At 73.1% G+C, this 14,671-nt stretch carries 14 protein-coding genes; 8 read left to right on the top strand and 6 right to left on the bottom strand.

Annotated features, from left to right (window positions below):
* Positions 1–134 precede the first annotated feature (134 nt).
* Together CLV72_RS23545 and CLV72_RS23540 are read right to left on the bottom strand one after the other, a co-directional pair.
* Entirely contained in the window at positions 135–662 is a 528-nt protein-coding gene (locus tag CLV72_RS23545) for a DinB family protein (protein ID WP_106250318.1), read from the bottom strand.
* Between the two features lie 305 nt (positions 663–967).
* On the bottom strand, positions 968–1,894 hold the full coding sequence (locus CLV72_RS23540) for a cyclase family protein (protein WP_106250315.1): 927 nt from the start codon (positions 1,892–1,894) through the stop codon (positions 968–970).
* 235 nt (positions 1,895–2,129) lie between these two features.
* Between CLV72_RS23540 and CLV72_RS23535 the strand changes: the two genes are divergently transcribed.
* Positions 2,130–3,119 (top strand): aminoglycoside phosphotransferase/kinase family protein, encoded by a 990-nt coding sequence (locus CLV72_RS23535; protein ID WP_106250503.1) that lies wholly within the window; start codon positions 2,130–2,132, stop codon positions 3,117–3,119.
* A 61-nt stretch (positions 3,120–3,180) separates the two neighbouring features.
* Here CLV72_RS23535 and CLV72_RS23530 read toward each other — a convergent pair whose 3' ends face one another.
* On the bottom strand, positions 3,181–3,606 hold the full coding sequence (locus CLV72_RS23530) for an ester cyclase (protein WP_106250313.1): 426 nt from the start codon (positions 3,604–3,606) through the stop codon (positions 3,181–3,183).
* 71 nt (positions 3,607–3,677) lie between these two features.
* On the opposite strand from CLV72_RS23530, the gene CLV72_RS23525 reads away from it, so the two are divergent.
* Positions 3,678–4,535 carry a LysR family transcriptional regulator gene (locus CLV72_RS23525; protein ID WP_106250310.1) on the top strand — a complete coding sequence of 286 codons (858 nt, stop codon included), beginning with the start codon at positions 3,678–3,680 and terminating at the stop codon, positions 4,533–4,535.
* Positions 4,536–4,610: 75 nt separating this feature from the next.
* On the opposite strand, the gene CLV72_RS23520 is transcribed toward CLV72_RS23525, so the two are convergent.
* A complete protein-coding gene (locus CLV72_RS23520; RefSeq protein ID WP_106250501.1) occupies positions 4,611–5,213 on the bottom strand; it encodes a DUF7691 family protein in 603 nt (200 codons plus the stop codon).
* Between the two features lie 144 nt (positions 5,214–5,357).
* On the opposite strand from CLV72_RS23520, the gene CLV72_RS23515 reads away from it, so the two are divergent.
* Together CLV72_RS23515 and CLV72_RS23510 are read left to right on the top strand one after the other, a co-directional pair.
* A complete protein-coding gene (locus tag CLV72_RS23515; RefSeq protein ID WP_106250307.1) occupies positions 5,358–5,768 on the top strand; it encodes an HIT family protein in 411 nt (136 codons plus the stop codon).
* Between the two features lie 115 nt (positions 5,769–5,883).
* On the top strand, positions 5,884–6,636 hold the full coding sequence (locus CLV72_RS23510; RefSeq protein WP_211303064.1) for a hypothetical protein: 753 nt from the start codon (positions 5,884–5,886) through the stop codon (positions 6,634–6,636).
* Positions 6,637–6,930: 294 nt separating this feature from the next.
* On the opposite strand, the gene CLV72_RS23505 is transcribed toward CLV72_RS23510, so the two are convergent.
* Entirely contained in the window at positions 6,931–8,274 is a 1,344-nt protein-coding gene (locus tag CLV72_RS23505; protein ID WP_245930396.1) for a M14 family metallopeptidase, read from the bottom strand.
* Positions 8,275–8,512: 238 nt separating this feature from the next.
* Complete coding sequence (locus CLV72_RS23500; RefSeq protein WP_106250302.1) at positions 8,513–9,721, bottom strand: ROK family transcriptional regulator; 1,209 nt, start codon at positions 9,719–9,721, stop codon at positions 8,513–8,515.
* A 295-nt stretch (positions 9,722–10,016) separates the two neighbouring features.
* Between CLV72_RS23500 and CLV72_RS23495 the strand changes: the two genes are divergently transcribed.
* The 4 genes from CLV72_RS23495 to CLV72_RS23480 all read left to right on the top strand — a co-directional run bounded on the left by CLV72_RS23495 (position 10,017) and on the right by CLV72_RS23480 (position 14,666).
* Positions 10,017–11,321 (top strand): extracellular solute-binding protein, encoded by a 1,305-nt coding sequence (locus tag CLV72_RS23495; RefSeq protein ID WP_211303063.1) that lies wholly within the window; start codon positions 10,017–10,019, stop codon positions 11,319–11,321.
* A gap of 81 nt (positions 11,322–11,402) precedes the next feature.
* Complete coding sequence (locus CLV72_RS23490; protein WP_106250299.1) at positions 11,403–12,386, top strand: carbohydrate ABC transporter permease; 984 nt, start codon at positions 11,403–11,405, stop codon at positions 12,384–12,386.
* Positions 12,379–13,218: a carbohydrate ABC transporter permease gene (locus CLV72_RS23485; RefSeq protein ID WP_245930395.1), complete on the top strand. Its 840-nt coding sequence runs from the start codon at positions 12,379–12,381 to the stop codon at positions 13,216–13,218. The genes CLV72_RS23490 and CLV72_RS23485 overlap by 8 nt, the downstream gene beginning before the upstream one ends.
* A gap of 77 nt (positions 13,219–13,295) precedes the next feature.
* Positions 13,296–14,666, top strand: a complete 1,371-nt coding sequence (locus tag CLV72_RS23480; protein ID WP_106250297.1) for a GH1 family beta-glucosidase — start codon at positions 13,296–13,298, stop codon at positions 14,664–14,666.
* The last annotated feature ends 5 nt before the right edge of the window (positions 14,667–14,671 follow it).

Below are 14,671 nucleotides of genomic sequence, written 5' to 3'. Positions count from 1 at the left end.
GGGGGGCTCACGCGCGGGCAAGGTTCCACTGCGCCTCAGCGGCCGTCCGCCCCGCGCACGCGGGGGTGAACCGAGTTCCTGCGCGGCGTCCCAGCGGCGAGGGTCGTCCGCCCCGCGCACGCGGGGAAGCCTGGTCAAGACGTCGATGCCGCCCGGATGAGCCGGAGCTGGCCGATCTCGGTGACGTTCTTCATCAGTTCGGCGTTGAGCCAGGCGGCGGTGTGGGCGACGGTCATGGTGGGGTCGTTCTGCCAGGGGAACGGGGCGGGGGCGTCCAGGTCGGCCTCGGTCAGGGTGGACAGGACGGTGCGCCACTGGTCGTGGAGGGAGCGGAGCCAGGCGATCGTGGGTTCGCCGGGGCCGGGCCAGCTGATGGCGGTGCGGTCGGTCGGGGGGCGGCCCTGCATGTGGTCGAGGGTCACGGTCCACCACCAGCCGATGTGCCAGGTGGTCCAGGCGGTGGTGGGAACGGGGATGGGGTCGGGTTCGGTTTCGGCCCAGTCGGGGGTCCAGGTGCCGTCGGGGGAGCGGTGCATGGTCCAGGTGAGGGGCGCGGGTTCCCAGCGGAAGTCCTCGGGGGCGAGTTCGGCCAGGTGCAGCTCGAAGAGCGACCAGGTGAAGTCGAACTGCCAGCGCAGCAGCTCGGTGCGGGACAGCGGCATTGGACTTCCTCGTCTGAGCGGCGGTGCGCCGCCGCGGTAGCGGTCCGCACGGGTCCCAGGGCTCGGTGCGGCGGCGCCTCGCGGTGGTCGGGCGCGTGCGTGCGGCGGCGCCGCGCGGTGGCGGTGCCCGGTACGACACGCGGCGAGGGCGCTTGGAGCGTCCGTGCGCCGCTGCGGTGCTCCTTGCCCGCGCGTGCACGCGGAGCCGCCGGTGCGAAGGCGGTCGCCGTTCGTTATGGGGTGCGGTTGTCGGATGGGCCGAGGGTGAGTGTGGCGGCCGGGAGCCGGTGGATCAAGTGGTTTTGTCAGTGGTCGAGCAGGGCGAAGGCGCGGACGGTGAAGGTGCCCAGGCCCTCGACGGCGGGTGGGGCCGCGGTGAAGCGGAAGCCGTGGGGTGGGAGGCGGTCGAGGCCGCGGAGGTGTTCGACCACGGGGATACCGGCGCCGAGGAGGGCGGTGTGGGCGGGGCGGAAGGCGTCGTCGGTGTCGTCGATGTTGAGGGAGTCGATGCCGACGAGGGCGGCGCCCTGCTCGACCAGCCAGGCGGCGCCGTCGGCGGTGAGGTAGGGGTGGCCGTCGTTGTAGCGGGTGGTGCCGAAGTGGCGGTCCCAGCCGGTGTGCAGCAGGACGGCGCGGCCGGTGACGTCGTGGGGGAGCAGCAGCGAGCGGTCGATGGCGCGCTGGTCGCCGACGGTGGCGCGCACGACGACGCCGTCCAGGTCGACCATGCGCGACAGCAGGACGTTGGCCAGGTCGGGGCCGTCGGCGAAGCGGTGGAACGGGGCGTCCAGGTAGGTGCCGGTGTTGCCGACCATGCTCACCCGGCCGATGTGGAACTCCGTGCCCGGCGCGTAGTGGCCGCGCGACTCCTCGCGGCTGAGGTGGGCGCCGATCTCGGGGCCGGGCAGGCCCGGATAGGTCTCCATGCCGGTGCGCACGCGGTGGCTGAGGTCGATCACGGTGCGGCCGGTGGCCGCCTCCGCCGGTGCCGGTTCGGCCGACGCGGTGCCGCGCGAGCCCTTGTGCTGCTCCCGGATCAGCTTCTTGGCGCTGATCCGCACCTCGTCGACCATGAGCAGGCCGAGATGGCGCACGAAGAGCTCGGCCAGCTCACGGTCGCCGATGTCGTCACCGGGGATGTCCAAGCGGAAGTCGTCCACGCGCAGACCGCCGCCGTTCGCGAAGGTCACCTCGGCGTCGAAGCGCACGCGCCATTGATCGTCAATGCCCATGCGCCCATGGTGCCGCACCGCCCTGACGCTCGGTGAACGCGGTACCCGGCAAGCGCGCCGGACGCCGCTGGTGGGAGGCGGTGCGCGGACCGCGCACCCGGTCGCGGTGACACGCGGTCATGGCAGGCCACCGGTCGGGCTCGCTGAGCGCGGTGGTCGGCGGTGCGCTCGCCCGGTTCTGCCGGCGCCGAAAAGCGGTGGGCCCGTGCGGAGATGATCACCTAGCATGCGCGCCATGGAGCAGCGGCCGACCGATCTGCACGACGACGCCCTCCGGGAGTGCCTTGCGGACTGGGGCATCGACGCCGCCACGCTGGCGTACGCGCCCGTGGGCTTCGGCGACCACCACTGGACAGCGGTCGGGAGCGACGGGCGGCGCTGGTTCGTGACCGTCGCCGACCTGGCGCACAAGTGGCACTGCGGCGCGACGCCTCCGGACGCCTACCAGGGGCTGCGGCGGGCCATGGACACGGCGGCGGCGCTGCGCGAGGCCGGACTGGAATTCGTGGTCGCGCCGGTGCGGACGGCCGGGGGCGGGACGGTGCGGCCGCTGGGGGAGCGGTACGCGGTCAGCGTCTTCCCGTTCCTGGACGGCAGCGCGGGCGCTTTCGGCGAGCGGCTGGGGGACGCCGATCGGCGGCTGGTCATCGATGTGCTCGCCGAGCTGCACCGGCAGCCGCCACCCGGCGAGGTCCCGGTGCCGTCGCCCCAGCCGTCGGCCCGCGCCGGCCTGGAGCGGGCGCTCGCCGAACTCGGGGAGCCGTGGCACGGCGGGCCCTTCGCCGAGCGGAGCCGCGCGCTCTTCGCCGACCGCGCCGAGGTGCTGCGCCGGAGCCTGGCCGCCTTCGACCGGCTGGCGGCCGACGTCGCGGCAGACGGGCCGGTCCTGGTGGTGACCCACGGCGAACCGCACTCCGCGAATCTGCTGCGGCAGGACGGGGGCTTCCGGCTGCTCGACTGGGACACCGTCGGACTGGCCGTGCCCGAGCGCGACCTGTGGCAGGTCGCCGAAGGTTCCGACGACCTCGCCCGCTACGCCGAGGCCACCGGACGGCGGCCCGACCCGCTCGCGCTGGAGCTGTACCGGCGGCGCTGGGCCCTGGAGGACGTCGCCGAGTACGCCGCCTGGTTCCGCGCACCGCACGGGCGGACGCCGGATACGGAACTGGCCTGGAACGGACTGGTCGACACCCTGGACCGCCTCGGTGAGGACGACCAGGGCTGATCGCGTCCTCGCCGGCGCCCGGCGCCCGTGTCCCGATGGGGCGAGGTCCCGTGGCGACGGGTCAGGGCAGTGCGCCGGTCTGGCGGAGCAGGGTGAGCGAGTCCGCCACGGCCCAGTGCTCGTACATGCGCCCGTCGCGGAAGCCGACCATGTCCATGACGCGGAACTCGACCTGCCGGCCCGACGGCGGGACGCCGAACCACGGGCCGGTGTGCCTGCCGCGGAAGAGTTTGTGGGTGGCGACGATGCCGCTGTGCGCGACGCAGTGCAGGATCTCCACCGAGAGATCGGTGAAGGCCGTGTGCATGGCCGCCATGGTGGCGCGGACCCCGTCGCGGTCCGTGCCCTGGCCGGGTTCGGCGGTGTGGTCGCGGTAGTCGGGATGCACCAGGGTGTCGATCAGGTCCAGCCGTCCCTCCTGCTGCACCTTGCCGACGAAGTCCCGGATGCGCTGCTCGTTGGAGCTGGTGGTGTCCGTCTCGTTCATGCCACCGAGTTCAGCGGACGGATCGTGCGCCGGGCAAAGACCGATCGGATCCGCCCCCATACCGTGAGGGTATGGACTCCCGTGAGCTGGCCTACTTCGTCGCGGTGGCAGAAGAGCTCAGTGTCAGCCGTGCCGCGGCACGGCTGGGTATGGCGCAGCCGCCGCTGTCACGGGCCATCCAGCGGCTTGAGCGGCGGTTGGGTGTGCGTCTGCTGGAGCGCGGCAGCCGCGGGGTCGCGCTGACCGCGGCCGGGGCCGTCCTGCTCGAACACGGGCGCGTCGCGCTGGCGTCCCTGGCGGCGGCGCGGCGGCTGGCCCAACGCGCCGGCGCCGCGGCGCCGCGGCTGGTCGTGGCCACCAAGCCCGGAGGAGACGCGGGGCTGCTCGCCGCCGCGCTGCCCCGATACGCCGAACAGCCCGAGGCCGTGGCGGTCGAGGTGACGATCTGCGGTATCGGCGAGGAGAAGACCCTGCTGCGGGACGGCTCCGCCGACCTGGCCCTGCTGCGCCTGCCACAGGAGGAGACGGCCGGACTGGCCGTCCAGGATCTGCTCGTCGAACAGGAGATGGCCGTGTTCGCCCCGAACCACCCGCTCGCGCGGCGCGATCGCGTGAGCATGGCGGAACTGGGCGGCGAGACCATGCCGCGCTGGACGGCCCGGTCACCCGGCACCGGCCCGCTCATCAGTGATACCGGACAGGTCGCCGAGCTGATCGCCCTCGGCCGCATGGTCGCCGTACTCCCGGAGTCGGTCGCCGCCGGGCTGGGCCGCGGCCTCGCCGCCGTTCCGGTCACCGGGCGGCGGACCAGGCTCATGGCCGTATGGGCGGAGCAGCGCCGCGACCTCCCCCTGGCGGCACTGGTCCGCACGCTCGCCGACACCGCCGCGCGGCACGGGCCGAACGGACGTGCTGGAACCGGCCGGTGAGCACGGCGGCGCCGCACCGGCCGGCACTCGGGCGCCGGCTCCGAGATGTGGCCGCCGGTGTTCCGCGTGGCGCGTTCAGTAGCAGAACCCGATGATGCCGTGCCCCTCGCGGGCCGTGGCCGCGCGCATCCATTCGACGCAGGACTCGATGGCGGCGCGTTCGTCGCGGGGGAGTTCGGCGCGCTGCTCAGGGGTGACGGCCTCCCACTGGTCGAGGGCCTTGCGGCATTCGTCGGGGCGCCATTCGCCGCAGCCGGGGAGGTCGGAAGGGGTGGGCAGCGGCGGGGGGAATCCCGGGTAACTGAAAGCGCTGACGGTGACGGCGGTGAGGCCGATGCGCTGCAATTGCTCGTCGACCTGGCCGAGCCAGGCGAAGCGGAAGGGGCTGAACCAGTTGTTGTCCAGGAAGCGGCCGTGGAAGCGGCAGATCAGCTCGTAGGCGTAGGCGTACTGGAAGGCCCACGCGGGGTCGAAGGGGCCGCCGTCGATGACGGCGCGCAGGGATTCGTAGCGGGTCGGGGCGCCTCTCTCGATCTCGCTGCGGAAGTAGTCGTCGTCGGCGGTGAGATTTCGCTTGAACCGGCCACCGATCATCCGGCGGAGCTTCTCGTCGCGGGAGCCGACGGCGGCACCGACCTGCTCGATGTCGGCGAGGTAGAGATGCATGCTCAGGCTCATGGCCGGAAGGTAGCAGCGGCTCATGACAGCGGGGCGCCGCGCCGACACGAATGCATTCCTGATTCGATTCCGCGGGCATGGCCGGTCCCGCCCTTCGCCGCCCGGAGCCCGGGGCGTCCGGCACGCGGAGGCTAGCATGCGGCGATGGACGCCTGCGTTTTCTGCCGGATCGCGGCCGGAGCGGGCCCCGCGCACCTGGTGGCCGCCGACGCGCACACGCTCGCCTTCCTCGACACCGCTCCGGCCACGCTGGGGCACACCATCGTGGTGCCACGACGGCACATCGCCGCGGTGTGGGACCTCACCGACGACGACGGCGCCAGACTCGCCGGCGCGGTGCGCGTGACCGCCCTGCGGCTGCGGGCGGCGCTGGAACCGGACGGCCTCACCATCACGCACTCCACCGGTGCGGCCGCCGGACAGGAGGTCCCGCACGTACACGTGCACCTCGTCCCCCGGTGGTACGGCGACAACGTGCGCGCGCCGTGGAGTGGCGCGCCGGCCGACCACGCCGACCTGGCCGCCATCGCGGAGCACATCCGGGGCGCGGGCTGACGGCCGCCGGTCCGCGGACCGAGCCGGGGAAGATGGTCGGCCACCACGGCAGTCGCCTCCGGGGCGGCGTAAAAGGAGTAGGCGCCGGTGCCGCCGTTCGGGGACCATGACGTCCATGGACGAGCACCTGGTCGAGCACGCGCGGCGCCTGGTGGTGCGGCGGTTCCCCGGGGCGCTCGCCGCCGCCCTGGCCGGGTCGGCGGCCGCGGGGCGGATGACGGCGAGCAGTGATCTGGACGTCGTGGTGCTGGTCGGTGACGGCGGGGTGGGCTTCCGGGAGACGGTCCGCGCCGGAGGGCGTCTGGTGGAGCTGTTCGTGCACACGCCGACCGTGCTGGACGAGATCTTCGCGGCCGATGCCGTGTCGCGGCGGGCGACCATGCAGACGATGTGGGCGCACGGACGCGTCCTGCTCGACACCGGCGGAGCGGCGCAGCGGGTCCGGGCGCGGGCGCGCGACGAACTGCGCGCGGGGCCTCCGGCGCTGGCGGCGCACCAGGTCGAGGAGAGGCGCTACGGGCTGACCGCCGAGCTGGACGACCTCGGCGACGCGCGTGACCCGGCGGAGCGGCTGGTGGTGGCCACCGGTGTGCTCGACCTCGCCGCCGACCTGCTGTGCGACCACCGCCGGGCCTGGGTCGGCAGCGGCAAGTGGCGGCCCCGGCGCTTGCGGGAGGCCGACGCCGAACTCGGCGGTGCGCTGCTCGCAGGCCACCTGCGCATGTGCGCCCACGGCGAAGCCGCGCCGCTGGCCGAGGCCGCCGCCGAAGTGCTCGGGCTGGTCGGCGGCCCGCTGCGCGAAGGGTACCGGCGGGAGTGGCCCGGGGACCGCCGGGCCGCGGTGCCGCGGCGCGCGGACCGCGCCTGACGCGGGCGGCGCGGCTAGGCCCCCGGCGGGCGCTGGGGGCGCGGCGGCATGGGGCCGCCGACGGGCGGGCCCGCCCGGACGACGGCGCCGCCCAGGCAGAGCAGCGAGGCGAGCGGCATGACGACGAACACCGGGTGCTTCGGGCCGTTCGCCTGGCCGTGCCAGTAGCAGCGCCGCGCGGCCCCGGAGGGTGTTTCCCGGCACGGCCGGAGCGGCCGGAAGCATTGCGCCGCAAGGGTTCCGGCGCTGTGCGGAGCGCCGCCGCGCCCTTGGCGGGACGCGGCGGCGCGAGGGCTAGGCGGCGCAGTACTCGGCCTGCTGACCGGTGATGCGGTAGGGGCAGTCGGCGTAGTCGAGCAGCCGCAGGACGGATTCGCGGTTGCGGGAGGTCTCGCGCTGGATGATGTCGTCGGGCGGGTAGAAGCCGCCGCCCGCGGTGCCGGTCGGGTACATCTCGTAGGTGTAGGAGAAGATCCCCTGGTCGCCCCACATCCAGTCGTTCACCGAGCCGTCGGTGATGTAGAGGTCGCTGGACTGCTGCGGGGTGTATCCGTTGGCGGCGGCCATGTGCTCGCCGAGCGCGGCGAAGGCGGCCTCGTCGTCGGCGGTCAGACCGGGCGCGGTGTCGTTGTAGGTGTAGCCGAACGGCCACAGGATCAGTTCGCCGTAGGTGTGGAAGTCGATGCCCGCGGTGATCTGCTGCTCGCCGCCGACGACGCGGCCGCGGACGAAGTCGGCCACCGCGCTGACCTCGGGCGAGGACTCCGCCGACGGGCCCCGGTAGGTGCCGCTGGACGGGGTCCCCGAGGAGCCGCCGCAGCAGCCCCAGCGGTAGTCCCAGTTGCGGTTGAGGTCGGTGCCGACGGCGGTGCTGCCGGCGTTGGGCTGGCGGTTCTTGCGCCAGCTGCGGTAGGAGCCGGTGGCGATGTCGTACTCGCCGCCGTCGGGGTTGACGTCGGGGAGCAGCCAGATCTCGCGGCTGTTCACCAGCTGGGTGACCCTGCTGTCGGAGCCGTAGTCGTCGGTCAGCTCGCCGAGCAGGTAGAGGGCCATCTCCACGGTGAGGTGCTCGCGGGCGTGCTGGTGGAAGGTGAGCAGCACCTCGGGCTCGTTCTCGTCGGTGCCGGCGTTGTCGCTGATCTTGATGGCGACCAGGTCGCGGCCCTGGTAGGAGTCGCCGATGACGGTGCGGCGGACGATGCCGGGGTGGTCGGCGACGGCCTGGGCGATGACCGCGTTCATCTCGGCGTAGTTGTGGTAGTTCGAGTCGGACGGCGGGAAGTCCAGCGGGCGGATGTCCTCGGGCGCCGACGGGTCGGAGAGCGGAGTGACCTGGTAGCCCAGGTCCTCGATCGCGTCGACCTCCGACGGCAGCGCGGTGATGTCGACGGCGCCGTCGGCCACGCCGTCGATGGCGGCGCCGGTGCGCGCCACCTCGGTGCGGTCCTGCGGGGTCGTCGGGCCGGTGACCCGGTACTGGCCGAGCTCGGCCGCGGCGGCCGACCCGGGCGACTCCGCCGCCGGGGCGTCATCGCGGGGCGCGGCGCCGGCGGGGCCGGCGCCCGAGGCGGCGAGGGTGAGCGCCGTGAGGGCGGCGCCGGTGACCAGCCCGTGTCTGAGCAGCTTGCGTCCGTTCACAGATCCTCCAACGGGGAGCGGGGAGTGAGGCGCTGGACCGCACCCCCCAATTGGAGGAATTCACGCAGAGTACGTCAATATGTCCGATGCGTGATCAAATGCCGCTGATTCGGGCGCGAGTGCGACTGCCAGGTGGCAGGTGGTGCCCGATGCGCCTCCGCGGCCATCATGTCCAGATGTGGCCGCATCCGGCCAGGGCGCCGCGCCGGGCGCGGGCGGCCGCCCGCGCACCGGACCGCTACGGCGCGGCCGGTACGGCGGTGCCGCCCTGGCTGAGGAAGCGCTCCATCGGCAGGGTGGCCGCGCCCAGCGCCACGGCCTCGGGGCCCAGCTGGCACAGCTCGATCGAGGTCTGGCCGAAGGGGTGCCGCAGCGCGTGCCGGGCGGCCGAGGCGCGCACGCCGGGCAGCAGGCGCGGCCCGAGCAGCATCCCGGCCCAGCCGCCCAGGATGATCCGCTGCGGGTTGAACAGGTTGATCAGGTCGGCGATGCCCGCGCCCAGGTAGACGGCGGTGCGGTCCAGCACGGGCCCGGCGTCGGCGGTGTCGAGCAGGGCGGCGACGGCCGCCTCCTCGCCGCCGTCGGCGGCGGTCGGGGCCGTGCCGGTGTGCTCGCGGTAGCGGTCGAGCACCGCCTCGGCGCCGACGTATGCCTCCAGGCAGCCGCGCGCCCCGCAGCGGCAGGCGCGGCCGTCGATCTGGATGGTGGTGTGCCCCCACTCGCCCGCGCTGCTGCTGGCGCCCCGGTAGGTGGCGCCGTTGGCGACCACGCTGGCGCCCACCCCCGAGCCGATCAGCGCGATGACGGCGCTGCTCGCCCCGCGCCCGGCGCCGAACCACATCTCGGCCTGGCCCATGCTCTTGGCGCCGTTCTCGATGAACAGCGGCAGAGTGGTGTCCTCGCGCAGCAGCCGCTCCAGCGGGACGGCGTCCCAGCCGACGGTCTGGCCGTGCACCACCGCCTCGGGGGTGTGCTCCACGACGCCGGGCACGCCGACGCCGACGCCCAGCACCCGCTCGGCGGGCACGCCGCTGTTGTCCAGCACCGCGCGCAGCCCGGCGTGGATCAGGCCGACCAGCGCCTCGACGTCGCGGCCGCCGGAGTCGAGGCCGTAGTCGGCCTTGGCCTTGGTGGCCATGGAGAGGTCGAACAGCTCCACCCGCACCCGGGTCTCGCCGACGTCGACGCCGACGAGGTGGCCGTGGCCGGCGTTGACGCGCAGCAGGACGTGCGGGCGGCCGCCGTCGGACTCCACCGAGCCGTCCTCGACCACCACGCCGTCGCGGATCAGCTGGCTGACCACATTGCTGACGGTGGCGGCGCTGAGGCCGGTGGCGCGGGCGAGGTCGTTGCGGGTGAGCGTGCCGCGCAGATACAGCTGCCACAGCAGCACCGAGCGGTTGCCGCGGCGGAGATCGCGCACCGTGCGCCGTCTGCGGTCGATCATCCGATCCCCTCCCCAGCCCTGCCCGGGCCGGTTCCGCCCAGCTAGCACGCATAGTTTACGCCGTGTAACAAGTGCTCCGACCGGTCTTCCCCCGTGATCACGTGCCGCTTTCCCCTCGGCGGCCCCCTTGACGGCGGTCGCTGGGGCCAGGTTAAATCGCGACTCAAATTAAGTCCTGAAGCATTTCGGTCCGGGGCGGCGGCGCGGTCCCGTGCGGCTCGCGCGCACGGGGGCGGCCGGCCCTCGCGGACCGGCGGCGCGCGGGGCGAAACGGCCTTTCGGTAAGGGGCGACACATGCGGATGCGGATCCTGGCGGCGGCCACGGCGGCCGGCCTGCTGGCTGCGGTATCGGGCTGCGGCGGCGGTACGTCGGAAGAGGAAGGCCAGACCCTCACCTACTGGGCGACCAACCAGGGCACCAGCCTGGAGAACGACGCGGAGGTGCTCCAGCCCGCGCTCGACCGCTTCGAGGAGGAGACCGGGATCACCGTCGAACTGGAGGTGATCCCCTGGGCCGACATCCTCAACCGCATCCTGGCCGCCACCACCTCCGGCGAGGGCCCCGACGTACTCAACATCGGCAACACCTGGTCGGCCTCGCTCCAGGCGACGGGCGCCTTCGTGCCCTTCGACGCCGAGACCCTTGAGGCCATCGACGGCACCGGCCGCTTCGTGGAGTCCAGCCTCGCCTCCACCGGCGCCCCCGGCCAGGACCCCACCTCCGTGCCGCTGTACGGCATGTCCTACGGGCTGTTCTACAACCGGGCCATGTTCGAGGAGGCCGGCATCGAGGAGCCGCCGGCCACCTGGGAGGAGCTGATCGAGGTCGGCCAGGAGATCACCGGGGACGGCCGCTGGGGCTTCACCCTGGAGGGCGCCGCCTACACCGACAACGCCCACCAGGCCTTCATCATGGGCGAGCAGCACGGCGCCGTGCCCTTCAACGAGGACGGCACCGCCAACTTCGCCACCCCGCAGCAGGTCGCCGCGCTCCAGCAGTACCTGGACCTGATGGGCGAGCACGGCATCGTCAACCCCAGCAACGCCGAGTTCAGCAACGGCACCCAGGCCGTCACGGAGTTCGCCCAGGGCAATGCCGCGATGATGATCCGGCAGGCCGGCACGATGCGCGCCCTGGAGGAGCAGGGCATGACCACCGAGGACTACGGCGTGGCGCCGGTACCGCTGCCCGATCCGCTGCCCGAGGGCGGCCGGCCGATCACCAGCATGGTCGCGGGCATCAACATCTCGGTCTTCAACAACAGCGACAACCCCGAGGGCGCGCTGGAGTTCGTCCGCTTCATGACCAGCGCGCAGACCCAGATCGAGCTGAACTCCGCCTACGGCACCCTGCCCGTGGTCACCGACGCGGCCGACGACCCGGCCTTCCAGACCGAGCAGCTGGCCGTCTTCCAGGAGACCCTGCTGGAGTACTCGGCGCCGATGCCGCAGGTGCCCGAGGAGAGCCAGTACGAGACCCTGATCGGCACCGCGATGGCCGAGCTGTTCGCGCAGATCGCCTCCGGCGAGGAGGTCACCGAGGCCGACATCGAGGCGCAGCTGTCCGCCGCGAACGAGCAGCTGACCGTCGGTGGCTGAGGCACGCACGGCGGCGCGGCCGGGGCTCCCGGCCGCGCCGCGGCGCGCGGCCCGCCCCGGCCCGGCCGGACGGGGGGCCTGATGGCCGCGACCGCCACCCCCGCCCCGCCGGCGCGGCGCCGCCGCACGCCCCGGCGGCCCTCGGACCCGGCGGTGGCCGGGCGCGGCCGGCTGCTGCGCTGGCTGCCGTACCTGCTGGTGCTGCCGGCCGTGCTGATGGAGCTGCTGATCCACATCGTGCCGATGCTGATCGGCATCGGGATGAGCTTCCTGCGGCTCACGCAGTTCACCATCCGCAACTGGACCGCGGCGCCCTTCACCGGCCTGGACAACTACCGGGTCACCCTGGACTTCGGCGGCACCGCCGGAGCGGAACTGCTGCGCTCCTTCGGGGTGACGGTCGCCTTCACGGTCATCGTCGTGGCGGCGTCGTGGGCGATCGGGATCTTCGCCGGGGTGCTGATGCAGCGCCCCTTCCGGGGGCGTGGCTTCCTGCGCGCGTTCTTCCTGTTCCCCTACGCGCTGCCGGCCTACGCGGCGGTGATCACCTGGAACTTCATGCTCCAGCGCGACAACGGCCTGGTCAACCACGTGCTGGTGGACCAGCTCGGCCTCTTCGACGAGCGCCCGTTCTGGCTGATCGGCTCCAACAGCTTCGCCTCGCTGACCGTGGTGGCGATCTGGCGGCTGTGGCCCTTCGCCTTCCTGGTGATCATGGCCGGCCTGCAGAGCATCCCCGACGACCTCTACGAGGCGGCGTCCATCGACGGCGCGAGCATCGGCCGCCAGTTCCGGGCGATCACGATGCCGATGCTGCGGCCGATCAACATGGTGCTGGTCCTGGTGCTGTTCCTGTGGACCTTCAACGACTTCAACACCGCCTACGTGCTGTTCGGCAACTCCGTGCCGGCCGAGGCGGCGGTGATCTCGGTGCACATCTACCAGAGCTCGTTCGTGACCTGGAACTTCGGCCTGGGCTCGGCCATGTCGGTCCTGCTGCTGCTCTTCCTGCTGCTGGTGTCGGCCGCCTACCTGCTGTTCACGTCGAGGAGGGGCCGTGGCTGAGCCGCTGTGGTTCACCTGGCTGCGCCGGGTCGGGCTGACCGTGCTGACCCTGGTCACCGCGGTGCCGCTGTTCGTGATGGTGTCGTCGTCGCTCAAGCCCTCGGAGGACGTGCAGAGCGCCTTCCGCTGGGTGCCGACGGAGCTGACGGTGCGCCCCTTCATCGACATCTGGTCGACGGTCCCGCTGGCGTCCTACTTCGCCAACAGCCTGGTGGTGTCGCTGGCCGCGACGCTGTTCTCGGTGCTGATCGCGATCTTCGCCGCCTACGTGATCAGCCGGTACCGCTTCCGCGGCCGCCAGTTGTTCTCGATGACCGTGCTGTCCACCCAGATGTTCCCCGGCATCCTGTTCCTGCTGCCGCTGTTCCTCATCTTCGTCAACCTGGAGCAGCTGACCGGCATCCAGCTCTACGCCACCAGGACCGGGCTGATCATCACCTACCTCACCTTCTCGCTGCCCTTCTCCATCTGGATGCTGGTCGGCTACTTCAACACCATCCCGCGCGAGCTGGACGAGGCGGCCTTCGTGGACGGGACGGGCCCGGTCGGCGCGCTGCTGCGCGTCGTGCTGCCCGCCGCGACCCCCGGCGTGGTCGCCGTCGCCGTCTACGCGTTCATGGCCGCCTGGAGCGAGGTGCTGTTCGCCTCCGTGATGACCACCGAGGCCAGCAGGACGCTGGCCGTCGGACTCCAGGCCTACTCGACGCAGTCCGGCGTGTACTGGAACCAGGTGATGGCCGCCTCGCTCGTGGTCAGCGTGCCCGTGGTGGCCGGCTTCCTGTTCCTCCAGCGCTACCTCGTGCAGGGCTTCACCAGCGGCGCGGTGAAGTAGCGCGCCCGGCCGGGGGCGGCGCGCCCCCGGCCACCGACCGGCCCGGAGCCACCACCCCACCTGAGGAGACTGACAACGTGGACGACCTGCGCGCATTCGAGCCCGACTTCGTCTGGGGCGTGGCCACCGCCGCGTACCAGATCGAGGGCGCCGCAGCCGAGGACGGGCGGTCCCCGTCCATCTGGGACACCTTCTGCCGGGTGCCCGGCGCCGTGGCCAACGGCGACACCGGCGACGTGGCCTGCGACCACTACCACCGCTGGCCCGAGGACGTGGCCATCATGCGGCGGCTGGGCGTCAGCGCCTACCGGCTGTCCACCGCCTGGCCCCGGGTGCTGCCCGAGGGCACCGGGCGGGTCAACCAGGCCGGGCTGGACTTCTACGACCGGCTGGTGGACGCGCTGCTGGCGGCCGGCATCCGGCCCTTCGTGACGCTCTACCACTGGGACCTGCCGCAGGCGCTGCAGGACCGGGGCGGCTGGCCGGAGCGCCGCACCGCCGAGCACTTCGCCGAGTACGCCGGCGTGGTCGCCCGGACGCTGGGCGACCGGGTCACCGACTGGACCACCCTGAACGAGCCGTCGTGCTCGGCCTGGATCGGGCACCTCGACGGCCGGATGGCGCCCGGCCTGACCAGCATCGAGGCGGCGGTGCCCGCCTCGCACCACCTGCTGCTCGGCCACGGCCTGGCCACCGCCGCCATCCGCGCCGAGGCGCGGGCGACGCCGTCGGTGGGGATCGTGAACAACCTGAGCCCCTGCGAGCCCGCCACCGACCGGCCCGAGGACGCCGCGGCGGCGGTGCGCGCCGACGGCCACACCAACCGCTGGTGGATGGACCCGCTGCACGGCCGCGGCTACCCCGAGGACATGGTGCGGGTCTACGGGGTGGAGCCGCCGGTGCGCCCCGGCGACCTGGAGGCCATCGCCACCGAACTGGACTACCTCGGGCTGAACTACTACTTCCGCAACGTCGTCGCCGACGACCCGGGCGGACGGCCGCCGTTCATCCGCGGCGTGCCGGTGCCCGGCTCCCAGCGCACCGCGATGGACTGGGAGGTGCACCCCGACGGGCTGGCCTCGATGCTGGTGCACATGACCGAGGAGTACGGCGCGCGCCGCCTCTACGTCACCGAGAGCGGATCGGCCTGGGCCGACGTGCCCGGCGCCGACGGCGCCGTCCGCGACAAGCAGCGCACCGACTACCTGGAGCGGCACCTGGCGGCCTGCGCCGACGCGGTGCGGCGCGGGGCGCCGCTGCGCGGATACTTCGTCTGGTCGCTGCTGGACAACTTCGAGTGGGCGTACGGTTACGACAAGCGGTTCGGCCTGGTGCACGTGGACTACGCGACCCAGGCGCGCACCGTCAAGGCCAGCGGCCACCGCTACGCCGAGCTGATCCGCGAGCACGCGGCGCTCGGCGGCGCGCAGCCGCCGGCGCCGAGCTGAGCTGA

Origin of the sequence: Allonocardiopsis opalescens, assembly GCF_003002095.1 — a bacterium.
GTDB classification, from domain to species: Bacteria; Actinomycetota; Actinomycetes; order Streptosporangiales; family Streptosporangiaceae; genus Allonocardiopsis; species Allonocardiopsis opalescens.
This window is presented reverse-complemented; position numbering and strand designations above follow the sequence as displayed.